Source organism: Pseudovibrio sp. POLY-S9 (assembly GCF_001431305.1).
Classification (GTDB): Bacteria; Pseudomonadota; Alphaproteobacteria; order Rhizobiales; family Stappiaceae; genus Pseudovibrio.
The window spans coordinates 193,396-205,502 of the sequence record NZ_LCWX01000260.1 but is presented as its reverse complement, the minus strand read 5'-3'; the positions used below and the strand labels follow the sequence as shown (position 1 = coordinate 205,502).

Here is a 12,107-nt window from a genome sequence, read left to right as displayed (position 1 = left end):
TTGCAGCTTTCCGACCTTAGACCACTCACACTCAATCTGATGGTTTTGTGTGTGCTGCTCAAGATCTGTAAGAGCTGTTGTGTTAAGCCGCAAAATGGCGGAAAGGCGCTCTTTATCGTCGCTGTCGAGATCAAATTTGTGCGGCAGATCAATCACAAAACCTGAATTGCGACCGGAAGCACCCCAGCCAATCGGCATGGCCTCAATCAGCGCAATGCTGTGTTCCGGATTTAGCTCAGCCAACCGGCGAGCAGCTGCCAAACCAGTAAAGCCGGCACCAACCACGACCCAGTCAAACTTGCTTGTTGGATTTGTGTGCGGTGCAATACCCATGACGGAAAGTTCACTTAATGGAACCCAGCCCGATGGCGTATCTTTGGGCGGCAATTTGCCGATGTCTCCGATATGTCCCAAGTTGAAACCCTCCTATTTCAGAGGTATTTCACAACAAAATAAGATCTTGTCTTCAATATCAAAAAAAAACTATGTGACGTGAAATCATCTAATCTGACAGCCGAGAGAACAACAAAATGGCCCGTCGCTATTACAATTTGCCACCACTGACGACGCTTGCCGCGTTTGAGGCGGCAGCGAGGCATTTAAGCTTTAAAAACGCAGCTCAGGAGCTTTCGGTCACCCCGGGTGCAGTTAGTCATCAGATTAAAGCTTTGGAAGCAGAACTTGGCGTTTCCCTGTTTCGCAGAGGGCACCGAGCCGTTGAGCTGACCGAAGAAGCCGAGCAGCTTTATGAGACCGTTGCCTCTGCTTTTGCAAAGATCTCGCAGAGGCTGCAATCGGTGAGAGAGCGCAACGCAAGTGACGTTGTTACTGTCGGTTCAACATCCGCAGTCGCTTCGCTCTGGCTTTCTCAATCTGTGGTGCGGTTTTGGCAGGAATATCCGGATATCACAGTGAATCAGGTGGTTGTGGATCGCTCTTTTCGCAGTGTGCCGGAGTTGGATCTTTACATCCGATACGGTCAGGAAACCGGCGGACGTTTTGAGCAGGTGGAGTTGTACCGTGATTGTCTGGTACCCGTTGGCAACAAAGACATGGCCGACACACTGACGGGATGCAGCCTTGCAGAACTTGCAAGGCAACGTCTGATCCATCTGGAATCAGAGGATCGCACCTGGACATCCTGGCGGGACTGGTTTCAGCAGCTTGGGTATGATGGCCCGATTGCAAACGGTATCCGGGTTAACAACTACGCCATCGCCCTACAAGTTGCGCAGGATGGGGCGGGGCTTGCCCTTGGCTGGCAACGTCTCATCAGGCCGCTTCTAAAAACCCGAGCACTGATCCCGATTGGCCCCAGTGTCCTGTCTGCGCCTCATCGGTTCCATGCCGTTTGTCCTAGGGAAGATGGAATATCAGAGGGGGCTAAACTGTTGCGCGACTGGCTCGTCAAAGAGGTCAAAAGTCAGACAGATTAATTCAGCTCATCTGAGATTTAACTTTTCTGATATTGAGAGACCTTCTGAATTTCCTCCATGTTCCAAATAGATTGGAATTGGAGGAGTTCTAATGAACAAGCATAACCCAACATCACCTGTCACTGCCAATGTTGATCAACTGAGCTCCGTGCTGACAACGGTTAATCACGCCAAGGGCCTGCCGAACGAGCACTATATTGATCCGGCAATCTTTGCCGAAGAAAAACGCTCCGTTCTGTTTGCCAACTGGTCTGGTATCGGATTTGGTAAGGATATTTCTGAAGCAGGTGACGCAAAGCCGATCAATTTCCTCGGTATGCCGCTGCTTATGGTCAGAGACCGTACCGGTGAAATTGGCGTGTTCCAGAACACCTGTCGCCACCGCGGCATGATCCTGGTTGAAGAGCCAACCAAGATCCGCGGTGCAATTCGCTGCCCGTATCACAGCTGGTGCTACGGCTTGAATGGCGAGTTGCGCACGACGCCGCATATTGGCGGTCCTGGTCAGAACACCCATGAAGATGTTGATCTGAAAGAACTCGGATTGACCCGCATCCGCTCACACATCTGGCGTGATGTGGTGTTTGTCAATATTGATGAGACTGCTCCTGAGTTTGAAGAGGCTCATGCGGATTTAATTGAGCGCTGGAAGGAATTTGAGCAGCCAATTTTCCACGGTGGAGAGACCGCCTCATTCAAGCTGAATGTGAACTGCAACTGGAAGCTTGCGGTTGAGAACTATTGCGAAAGCTATCATCTGCCCTGGGTTCACCCGGGTCTGAATAGCTACTCCCGCCTGGAAGATCACTACAATATTGAAAAAGAAGGCAAATACTCCGGTCAGGGCTCACTGGTTTATCGCCAGCTGAAGTCTGAGAACGGGCGTGTTCTGCCAGATTTCAATAGCTTGAGTGATAAGTGGGATGAGGGCTCAGAATATGTTGCGGTGTATCCGAACGTTCTGCTCGGTGTACAGCGTGATCATGTCTTTGCGATCATTTTAGAGCCGGTGGATCTGGAAAATACCGTTGAGCATATCGAGCTCTACTACTCCAAGCCGCCTCAGGATGCTCCTGAGCTGGATGATCTTCGTACCGAAAACGCAGGTCTTTGGAAGACTGTGTTTAAAGAAGACATCTTCGTTGTTGAAGGCATGCAAAAGGGTCGTCATGGCGAGTTGTTTGACGGTGGTCACTTCTCACCGGCGATGGATGGCCCAACCCATGCGTTCCATCACTGGGTGGCTACCCAGATTGAGAAGGGCCGCACTGTATGAGCGCCTTCATTAAAGATGGGTTGGCCCGCAACTTCCTTGCTGGAAACTGGGTTGAGGGAGACGGTGGAAACCGCATTGCCGTTGAAGATCCTGGCTCCGCAGAGCATTTAGCGCATTGTGCGCTGGCAGGTGAAGAAAGCCTTGGCAAAGCGCTGGAGGCGGCCAGAGCAAGTTTTGAACGTGGAGACCTGGCGGACATGCGTCCATCAGATCGCGCAAGCTTGTTATGGCGCATTGCTGTTGAGATCCACACAATCGCAGATGAAGGTGCAGATCTCCTATGCCGCGAAAGCGGAAAAACCCTCAGTGCAGCACATGAGGAATTTGAAGAAGCTGCTCAGTACTTTGAGTATTATGGTGGTGTTGCCGACAAAATTGAAGGCAAGTCCATTCCGCTTGGTCCAGATTATGTTGATTACACGGTCTATGAGCCTTATGGCGTTTCTGCGCAAATTGTGCCGTGGAACTTTCCGGTTTCCATTGCAGCCCGCTCTCTGGCTCCAGCGATGGCAGCAGGCAACTCTGTGATCATCAAATCCCCTGAACTGGACCCGATCGGTCTGGCGATGCTGGGCGTTGCGCTGGAACGCGCTGATGTTCCAAAAGGTGCTGTTTCGATCTTAAATGGTATTGGCCGGGATATTGGTGCGAAGCTGGTTGCTTCTTCTGAAGTGGACCAGATCGTCTTTACAGGTTCAGTGCCAACAGGTCAGGCAATCTTACGTGCAGCAGCAGGCCCTGTTACGCCATCTTTGATGGAGCTGGGCGGCAAGTCCGCTGCTGTTGTTCTTGAAGATGCCGATATCGACACTGTGATCGCCAGCCTGCAAAGCGGCATTTTTTACAATGCTGGTCAGGTTTGCTCTGCGATGTCCCGCGTGCTTGTTCACCGCTCAATCTATGAAGATGTTGTGGAATGTGCAGCGGCATTAGCAAATGGCCTGTCTGTTGGCCATGGCCTTGAAAACCCGGAGCATACGCCTGTTATCTCTGCCGCTCAGCTGAAGGGCATTGAGGAAATAACATCGACAGCCCGGCAGAGCGGTGCGCGTGTCGCAGCTGGTGGTTCATCTCTGGAACGTCAGGGTTATTTTATGGCTCCGACAATTCTGGCGGATGTTGATCCGGCAAGCCGTGTCGCGCAGGAAGAAATCTTCGGACCAGTTGTTTGCATCACTCCTTTCGATAGTGATGCTGAGGCCGTGGCTCTGGCAAATGGCACTGACTTTGGTCTGGTGGCGGGGGTCTTTACCAAAGATCTAGCGAGAACACATCGTATCGGCCGCAAATTGCGGGCAGGTCAGGTGTTTGTCAACGAATGGTTTGCAGGCGGAATTTCAACACCGTTCGGCGGTGTGGGCAAGTCCGGCTTTGGCCGTGAGAAGGGCCTTGAAGCGCTTTACAACTACGTGCTCACCAAGAACATCGCGATTTCACTGAAAGGCTAAATCGATGAACTGGGAAACGCTGGATAGAGAGTTGCTAGACGCCCATGCAAAAGAAGACAGGGACGCCTTGATACGGCTTTACACAGAAGCTGGCAATCAAAGCGAAACTGCCGGAAACACAGATGCGGCCTGGTTTTACCTAACTCATGCCTTTGTCTTTGCTCTTGAAGCTGGCTCCCCTGACGCTCCCCATTTAAACGCCCGCCTTGCTGAGCAAGGCCGCGCTATCATGCTGAGTTACCAATAAAAATGACTGCAAGAGTAATTAAGGCTGCTGACGTTGAAATGACCCATCGCGGAGGCCCTCCGGGCATTGCGAGGGTTGGACGTGCGATCTCCCCGGACCTGAGCCCTTCCATGGCTGCCGGATTTGCGGAGTTTGATGGCTGTGAAGTGGAATGGACCGTTCTCTATGACGAAATTGTCTACGTCATTGAAGGGGAGTTCCGTCTGGGCACACAAGGCGGCGAGCTAACCGCGCAGGCCGGTGATGTGATGTGGATTCCCGAAGGTACTAGTTTGGTTTACCGAGGCACAAAAGCACGCATTTTCTATACGGTTCATCCGGGAAACTGGAAAGACCAGCTCGCAGAATAAGACTGAAGTCAGAGCTGCTTATCTTCAACACTTGCAAGAATAATAAAGCAGTTGGTTTGGCTCTTACTGATGAGTTCATTGCCGAGGAAACGTGACCTCATAGGGTAACACCCTGCCTGAAGCAGGAAACGCAATTCTGTCAAGAAAGGAACATGCAGCTTTACATCCACGAGAGTGGCAAAACACAACAAAAGCCAAGCAAAAGGACTGCTGGACGGCCTCGCGGGAAAACGCAGGAGAGCAGACTTTGGCAAGGCATGCCACTTCAAAAAAATATGGAATGCACTCATGCATTTGAGAAGAAAAAATTCTCTCACGCAGCGAATTCCTTTGGCAAAATGGGAGGAATTTATGCCAATCAAACCACCTGTCACCGAACTCACTATTAAAACCGCAACCAGTGGTTTTTATAGCGGGTTCGCAAAAGATGTTACGATCAGTGCCAAATTTATAATTGGTGCGCTGCTGATCTGGGCGATTGGATTTCCAGAGCACTCCGGCGCCTTCCTTGGCAAGATCAACGGCTTTCTCTTAGCCAACTTCAACTTTTGGTACATCTATGTGATGGCCTTTTACATCGTTTTATGTCTGGCACTGGCCGCTGTCCCTGCAACCGGGCGCTTAAGACTGGGCAAAAATGATGACCGCCCAGAGTTCTCAACTTTCTCGTGGTTCTCAATGCTTTTTGGTGCTGGCCTTGGTGTCGGTCTTCTGACTTATGCTGCCGGCGAACCGCTTTATCATCTTCAGAGTAATCCAGACGTCATTCAAGGCAATATTGCTGCAAACAGTTGGGACACTGTACCTTCTGCGATGAAATGGACTTTCTTCCATTGGGGACTATCTGCCTGGGGCTGTTATACTCTCTGCGGTCTGGCTCTTGCTTTTTTCGCTTATCGTCGTGGTCTTCCATTGACTATTCGTTCAGCTCTGGCTTCTCTTTTCGGAAATAAACTGTCTGGGACAACCGGTGCGATTATCGACACCATCGCAGTAGTCGCCACTGTTCTGGGCGTTGCGCAAACCATCGGTTATGGGGTTGAACAGCTGGTAGCAGGCCTGCATCGCATTGGTTTTGGCGACTGGCTCATCTCTGTGGCGACAGATGGCAAGCAAACTTCCTCAAATGCTGGCATCATTTTTGCGCTTGTCGTCATCCTTGGAGCATCCACGCTTTCTGCACTTTCTGGTGTTGGGCGCGGCATTAAGTGGCTATCAAACCTGAATATGGGTTTGAGTTTCTTCTTGCTGAGTTTCTTCCTGTTCTTCGGGTCTACTTTCTTTGGCGTGCAGACGCTTCTGACGGGTGTATTTGATTATGTCACCTCACTGCCGTCTTTGCTGCTGACTGTCTGGAATGATGATGGTGCAGCCACCGGGAAGGCTCTGTCTGACTGGCAAGGCAGCTGGACTGTGTTCTATTGGGCCTGGTGGATCGCATCTGCACCATTTGTTGGTGTGTTTCTGGCTCGCATCTCCAAGGGGCGTACCATTCGCGAGTTTGTCCTTGGTGCCATGATCGCAACGTCTGCTATGTGCTTCATCTGGTTTGCTGCACTGGGTGGAACTGCGATTGATCTGGAGCTTTCCGGTGTTGCGCAGAACGAGATTGCAGGCACCGGTCTTTCTGATCAGCTCTATGCGACACTTGCTGTTATCTTAGAGCCCACAATGGCCTGGATCTTCTCCATCATTGTGGTCGCGCTGTTGCTGACCTATCAGATCACAACTGCAGATTCAGCTGTATTGGTCATTAATACCATCAATGCTGCAGGCGATGAGGGTCCCAAAGCCCGACCTCACATCCTCTTTTGGGGAACCGGTCTCGCGTTGGTTGTTGGCGCACTCTTAATCCTCGGCGGTCTGGGAGCAATTCAGACTGCGATGGTTATTGGTGCTCTGCCGTTTTCGGCAGTACTTGCCCTCATGGGAATCTCTGTCGTCAAAGCGATTATCCGTGATGTGCAACGTGAACGTCTCGGTCTGCTAGTGCCTGCAGAATAAGGTGCTCTCAAGATCTTAAAGTGCGCGATGGTGGCACCTTCGCGCATTTTCTTATCTGCCCCACTACCACGGTCTTACCCAACCGCAGCAGGAGCTCCGTTCAAGAGGCAAACTGCTACATTGTACCCGCAACTCAACAATACCAGCAACGAGCTCATATTATGTCCTGGAGTCTATGCACTGAACTAAGATTAAGATCCAGAGCTTGCATTGCAGCAAGGTATGACCAATCAACGAAAATCAGGTCTGCTGGAGAGGCAATAGAAAGTCTGCTCCCATTCACTAAACAGCGGAAAACCAGATCAGCATCAAGTTATGCTGATTCGGATGAGCCATCAGCGACAAGTTGATCAAAATCGACCTGTGGTTGAAGTCAAGCACTAGCCGGACGCGCCTAGAGTTAGGTTGAATGTCAGCTATTGGTCACGTATAGCAACTCTAGATCACGCACAAGAGCTACTGTAGAAATCTTGGGGTGAAGGTATCTCAACCCATGATGGAAGCGATCGAAGGTCCGGCTTTAGCCCTATCAGAGTGAAACTTTATTTTTTTCGCATCAATGCTGCTACAATCTCTGCCTTGTCGCTATGCCGCGCGCTATCGAGGTACGCATAGTGTCGCCGCGCTGTCGTTAAGTCAGAATGCCCTAAGATGTCCGCGATATCAGCCAGATCAACCCCACTCAAACGCAGATGAGATCCAACGGTGCGGCGCAGGTCATGGACTTGCAAGTCAGAAATGCCAGTCTTCTTGCACACATCATTATGTGCACCATAGAGAGTATGCTCATTTACAGCTGTGTTCCCCTTACCAAAAGAAGCAAAAACATAATCACAGCCTTTTACTGGAGGGATACTTCTCAGGTGACCGACTACTTCTTGGGCAAGTCGAAATGTCTTCTCCCCGGTCTTCGTTGGCTGTGACACCGCCCCCATCTCCAAGTCAAGCTGGTCCTAGTGCAGACTGAGCGTGTCTTCCTTTCTTCGGCCAGTCATCAGAAGAAAGCGCAGAGCATGGAGACCCATGATCCAATGCCGCCCACCGGCCTGAACCTCTTCCAGCCCATTCCAATACTTGCTCTGCTCCTCTGAACTCATAAACCGTGTTCGCGGCTTACGAGGACTCCTCGTTACGTGGAGCCAAGGATTAGCAAACGAAAGAGGGAGCAAACCCTGGGAGATCGACCAGTTGATTATTACCTGGCTTGTGATCGCCGCAGTATTTGCTGCGATCGGGCCATGCTTCTCAGAAAGCAGTCCAAACTTCATGCGACACCTATCGACTGTCAACGCTGCCGGGCTTAAGTTGTACCAGTCCTTAAACTTGTTTTTCCAATCAGATTTGTACTTTGCCAGGGTAGTGTTTGCGACCTCCCCCTCTCTGCGCTTGAAGTAAATCTGAGCAAGCTCATCCAGGGTCTCGATATGCATTAACCCTTCGCGCATAGCTTTTTTCATTTTGCGCAGTTCCTCACGCGCTTCATCAACACTGAGTTCTGGGAAATACCCCAGCGTCTCATACAAGCGCTGACTTGCAACTTTGACGTAAGCACCGAAAAGGTTCTTTTCTTTGCGCCAACTGTGACGAGCAGCCCCTCCTCTACGGAATCGGAGAGCCGGATACGTTTGTCTTCATACTTAAAATTTTTGAGATATGAGTTGGTGAGCCGGGTTGCCATGGAGATGGCTTAAATCACACACCCCTATATGAACACGAAAAATAACTTACACGCTAGTCACATGACCATTAAAACTTGCGGCATTTCGATATAACTCGAAATAACCGCAAGCCATTCAAATTAAAAGAAGAGATAGCTCAGTAAAAACCTATCAAACAGCGCCGGGATAATTCGGGCTTTCGCCATAATATGGGTATTTTGTTATTTAATATCAGCATATTAAGAAGTTTTTGATATTTTAATTGTCTCTATGTAGTCTCTTTTTTATTTGCTCTTGCACATCATAAGGAAGAAAACGCCTCTAATTAGAACCCCAAAACCCCCTCAGACCTTCAGTCTAGGCAAACGAGAAAGCGCAACCTCACTCTCTAGTAAACCTGCAAAATACTCGTATGGCGGGCGCTTGCCGTGATTACGGAGCACCGGACTGAGTGCGTGTGACATTGCTTTAAGTCGTCGAAATTTCGCAATCCGAGTTGACAGCAATCCGCATGCTTTGATTGTTGATTGATTTCGCATTTCACCCACCGGGATTTCTGGGCACTAGTTAAAACTGATCGAGATACCGCCACCAAGACGCGAAACTTTTGGGTCAGCATCTTGGATTGGACGGACTATTGATTGAATTGTCTTGTACTGATCTTTTGCCGCTCTTATCTCTTCCCAGCGTGGCGCAAGCGCAGCCCAATATTTATTCACTGTTGCCATTTCCCACATTCGCACCCGCAATTCTGGAAACCTATCCAGTAGAGCTTCACAGCGGCCAAAATCACCCCCGTCATGCGGGTACGAGCCGTCTGATTTGTTGCCTGTCAAATGCATCACAATGCATTTTGCCGACATTCCACGAGCGCACTCTTGTATTGCTCTATTGCTCATCTCTCACCTACCGGCCTTATTGGGATTGCTCAAGAAGCGCATCGAAGCGCTCTTGATCGAGGATGATCACTTGCTTCCAGTTGGGGTAATAGGTTTTGCAGCGCTGTTTAGTGTTCCATTCTTTGACGAATGCGAAAAGCTCATCTGCTGCTTCAATCTGGTCGTGGGCATCCTCATGCATGTCGTCTGCAGCGTTTAAGAGGATGCTCTCGGGGTCGATCTGAAGCAACTTCTCGGTGCATGTAAACACATAAGCTGGTTCGGTTTCATCGTGGCCGTGACAGTGCTCGCTGATTTCGCCAAGGCCTGAGAAGTAACCTTCGCCCCAGTCGCCAGAGTTGGTCTCCGATTGTACTACGCCATCATAGTCTTCGGCCTTCACGATCTGGGCTGCTTCAAGTCGTTTTCTCTCCCGGCACTTCTCGCATGCGGTGTAATGCGATTTTCCAAGCTCAACGCCACACTCACAAACCTTTGGCTTGCAGCAATCCTCAGCAAAGCGGCGGGCTGTTGCATGGGCCTTTTCGACACCGCAAGCATAAATGTTTGGTGAGTGGATGTGACCACATTTCCCGCAGGCATAGAGCAGCGTTTCGTTGCTACCTTTGTATGTTAGCTCTTTTACTTCCATTGGATCTCACCTCCTACAAATCGGACTTTGTTGGATTGCATTGAAAGACGGGTGCCTAGAGCCCTTACAGCTTAACTGTGCGATCATCGCCTTAACCGGTATTCAGCGACCAACTACCTAAGCAGCTTGAGGGTGCTACCCCCTCGACCAACGCAGATACCCGCCTATCAATGCAATTTCAAATTATTTTCTCTACATTGTAGAGATTACTATTCTAGGTTGATATTGGCAAGATATTTTCTACAATGTAGAGATACTAAATAAGCCGAGGTCATGTAGAGAAAATGGGCGATCAGTCCGAAAACAAGCCGGTAAAGTGGGGCTATATTTTGCAAGCAGAAGACCGCCCCAGCCTGCGCAAACAAAAAGAAAGCCTCTCTTGTCACGAAATTGACCTGAGCCAATACGGCCCAGTCTGGCATGACGTATTTGAAGGAACGACCACGCGGCCAAGGAAACACCTTACCGCCCGCGAGGATATGCTTGGAGCGATTAAACAGGGTGATACGCTTATTGTACCTGCCCTTAACTGCCTTGGGTTGTCGCCAGATGATATTGATTGGTTTTTATCAGAGCTGGCGAAACTGCGCGTGGACGTGGTTGTCAATGGCGGCTCTACTCGCATCAAAGCCGGTTCGGATACCAGTGAGATTATTAGCTTGGCAAAAAAGGCACAACGCAACCAACACATGAAGCGCTACCGGAAAACGAAATCTTAAAAAGGAGTTTGAAAATTGACAGACCAAAGCGAATTAATTGAACGTTATAAGAAGTATTCCCTGAATACTCTAAAAGAGTTACATGACAATGCCCGCGACGCATACAAGCATGATCGATCCATAACCGATGAACACAAGCGATTGGCGGAAGCTTGGGTGCCTGGCTATAACTACTCCGGTGTCGACGAACACTCTGATTGGCCGGTGCACGTTTTAGCTATGGAAGAAGCATTACGACACCATGGTGTTAGCTTCCAGAGCATAGACCTAGAACGCGAAAGTAGCTGATCCGGTAATCCAACTAAGGAGAAAATCCCTGTTCACGAGCAAAGCCTTTGCGCAAGAGCCGCCCGTACTCCCTCGGATTACCAAACAACATGAAGTTAGTTATATTTCGTTTCTTTCAGGCCGTATTTTGGATCACACTCTTCGGCGGAGTTTTGCTGCATTGGTGGGTCGGAGACGTAGTCATTGACAGAAAGTTTGAAGCAGACAAATACTTCTTTGAGCTGCGTGGGCAAAAAGATAACTGGATTGAAACAGCGCCTTTTTTATTCTGGGCGAGTTATGTGTTTAGATTTGTGATGATTTTTGGGTGCTCTGGAGCTGCGCTTTTTGCCCTGTGGCAATGGTTAATAAAAAAAGACTGACAATTTTCGTATCATGAGACGCTTAATCATTCCGACTACAAAGCGCCCAACTAAGGAGCCTAAGGTTTGTATCAGAATTGGGATGAGTCTAGTTATCCGGCAAACGAGACGTTCTGCGCATCCATCGCAAAGATTGATGAGCAGCTGCGTAGGCAACCATTGCGATGGGCTTTGTCAGCAGCCGATAGGGTAGCTTACAGAACCGACTGGAAGCCTGGAAAACTCGCTTTCTACCGGTCGCTTATCTTGCTGGGCGATACCATCGGTCCACCGTGCTTTAAGCTCACGCCCAAAGGGACGAATGCAGATATCGTCGAGGGCCGACACCGCATCTATGCTTTTCACGAGGCTGGATACGACCGTGTTTTGGTGTGGTGCGAACCAGAGGTTCACCAACAACTTCAAACACTCATAGGAGTTTAGGCGGCACCGTAGGTAAGGAAGAACGATGGGGAGTTTGCGCTTCTAAGCTGTTGAAGAAGTCACCGTCCATAAAAGGAGCGCAGTTTTGTTTCGAACTATATTTAAGCTTTTTGAACGCATTCCAGAATTCGTGAAGTTCAAACTTACCGCGGCTATGGCCTGCAGCGTCTTAGGGTTCCTGCTTGGAGGGGAAACTGGCGTGGCCTTTGGCGGCGGTTCTGCAATGGCAGGCTCCTCATTTTTTGCAATTCTTGGGTTCTGCATCGGTCCATTCGTAGACCGTAGATACACTAACCCAATTGTACAGGTTGTTTGGGACTTGCCGCAACGTATTTTGAAATCAAATCAGTCCAACTAAGGAGAGGT

General features: G+C 49.7%; 15 protein-coding genes. 10 read left to right on the top strand and 5 right to left on the bottom strand.

Annotation, left to right across the window (positions count from 1 at the left end; all coding sequences use genetic code 11):
* Positions 1-414: FAD-dependent oxidoreductase (locus PPL9_RS32680; RefSeq protein ID WP_161831507.1), on the bottom strand; the 414-nt coding region annotated here is incomplete at its 3' end.
* Positions 415-530: 116 nt separating this feature from the next.
* Between PPL9_RS32680 and PPL9_RS30090 the strand changes: the two genes are divergently transcribed.
* The 6 genes from PPL9_RS30090 (at position 531) to PPL9_RS30060 (ending at position 6,761) form a co-directional block, all read left to right on the top strand.
* Complete coding sequence (locus tag PPL9_RS30090; protein WP_057466153.1) at positions 531-1,436, top strand: LysR substrate-binding domain-containing protein; 906 nt, start codon at positions 531-533, stop codon at positions 1,434-1,436.
* 91 nt (positions 1,437-1,527) lie between these two features.
* Positions 1,528-2,712: an aromatic ring-hydroxylating dioxygenase subunit alpha gene (locus PPL9_RS30085; RefSeq protein WP_057466152.1), complete on the top strand. Its 1,185-nt coding sequence runs from the start codon at positions 1,528-1,530 to the stop codon at positions 2,710-2,712.
* On the top strand, positions 2,709-4,160 hold the full coding sequence (locus PPL9_RS30080) for an aldehyde dehydrogenase family protein (protein WP_057466151.1): 1,452 nt from the start codon (positions 2,709-2,711) through the stop codon (positions 4,158-4,160). The genes PPL9_RS30085 and PPL9_RS30080 overlap by 4 nt, the downstream gene beginning before the upstream one ends.
* Positions 4,161-4,164: 4 nt before the next feature.
* Positions 4,165-4,407: a hypothetical protein gene (locus tag PPL9_RS30075; RefSeq protein ID WP_057466150.1), complete on the top strand. Its 243-nt coding sequence runs from the start codon at positions 4,165-4,167 to the stop codon at positions 4,405-4,407.
* 2 nt (positions 4,408-4,409) lie between these two features.
* The gene (locus tag PPL9_RS30070; protein ID WP_057466149.1) at positions 4,410-4,757 is read left to right on the top strand and encodes a cupin domain-containing protein; all 348 of its coding nucleotides are present in this window, start codon (positions 4,410-4,412) and stop codon (positions 4,755-4,757) included.
* Positions 4,758-5,108: 351 nt separating this feature from the next.
* Positions 5,109-6,761, top strand: coding sequence for a BCCT family transporter (locus tag PPL9_RS30060; RefSeq protein ID WP_057466147.1), 1,653 nt, complete (start codon positions 5,109-5,111; stop codon positions 6,759-6,761).
* 542 nt (positions 6,762-7,303) lie between these two features.
* On the opposite strand, the gene PPL9_RS30055 is transcribed toward PPL9_RS30060, so the two are convergent.
* The 4 genes from PPL9_RS30055 to PPL9_RS30035 all read right to left on the bottom strand — a co-directional run bounded on the left by PPL9_RS30055 (position 7,304) and on the right by PPL9_RS30035 (position 9,949).
* Positions 7,304-7,687, bottom strand: a complete 384-nt coding sequence (locus PPL9_RS30055) for a tyrosine-type recombinase/integrase (RefSeq protein ID WP_057466146.1) — start codon at positions 7,685-7,687, stop codon at positions 7,304-7,306.
* Positions 7,688-7,714: 27 nt separating this feature from the next.
* Entirely contained in the window at positions 7,715-8,284 is a 570-nt protein-coding gene (locus tag PPL9_RS30050; protein WP_152986878.1) for a hypothetical protein, read from the bottom strand.
* 698 nt (positions 8,285-8,982) lie between these two features.
* Positions 8,983-9,318 (bottom strand): hypothetical protein, encoded by a 336-nt coding sequence (locus PPL9_RS30040; protein WP_152986877.1) that lies wholly within the window; start codon positions 9,316-9,318, stop codon positions 8,983-8,985.
* 16 nt (positions 9,319-9,334) lie between these two features.
* Positions 9,335-9,949, bottom strand: a complete 615-nt coding sequence (locus PPL9_RS30035; RefSeq protein ID WP_057466142.1) for a hypothetical protein — start codon at positions 9,947-9,949, stop codon at positions 9,335-9,337.
* 284 nt (positions 9,950-10,233) lie between these two features.
* Between PPL9_RS30035 and PPL9_RS30030 the strand changes: the two genes are divergently transcribed.
* From PPL9_RS30030 to PPL9_RS30015, 4 genes are all read left to right on the top strand, one after another.
* On the top strand, positions 10,234-10,668 hold the full coding sequence (locus tag PPL9_RS30030) for a hypothetical protein (RefSeq protein ID WP_057466141.1): 435 nt from the start codon (positions 10,234-10,236) through the stop codon (positions 10,666-10,668).
* A 15-nt stretch (positions 10,669-10,683) separates the two neighbouring features.
* The gene (locus PPL9_RS32215) at positions 10,684-10,956 is read left to right on the top strand and encodes a hypothetical protein (RefSeq protein ID WP_152986876.1); all 273 of its coding nucleotides are present in this window, start codon (positions 10,684-10,686) and stop codon (positions 10,954-10,956) included.
* An 89-nt stretch (positions 10,957-11,045) separates the two neighbouring features.
* Positions 11,046-11,318: a hypothetical protein gene (locus PPL9_RS30025; RefSeq protein WP_057466140.1), complete on the top strand. Its 273-nt coding sequence runs from the start codon at positions 11,046-11,048 to the stop codon at positions 11,316-11,318.
* 508 nt (positions 11,319-11,826) lie between these two features.
* Positions 11,827-12,099: a hypothetical protein gene (locus PPL9_RS30015; RefSeq protein ID WP_057466138.1), complete on the top strand. Its 273-nt coding sequence runs from the start codon at positions 11,827-11,829 to the stop codon at positions 12,097-12,099.
* The last annotated feature ends 8 nt before the right edge of the window (positions 12,100-12,107 follow it).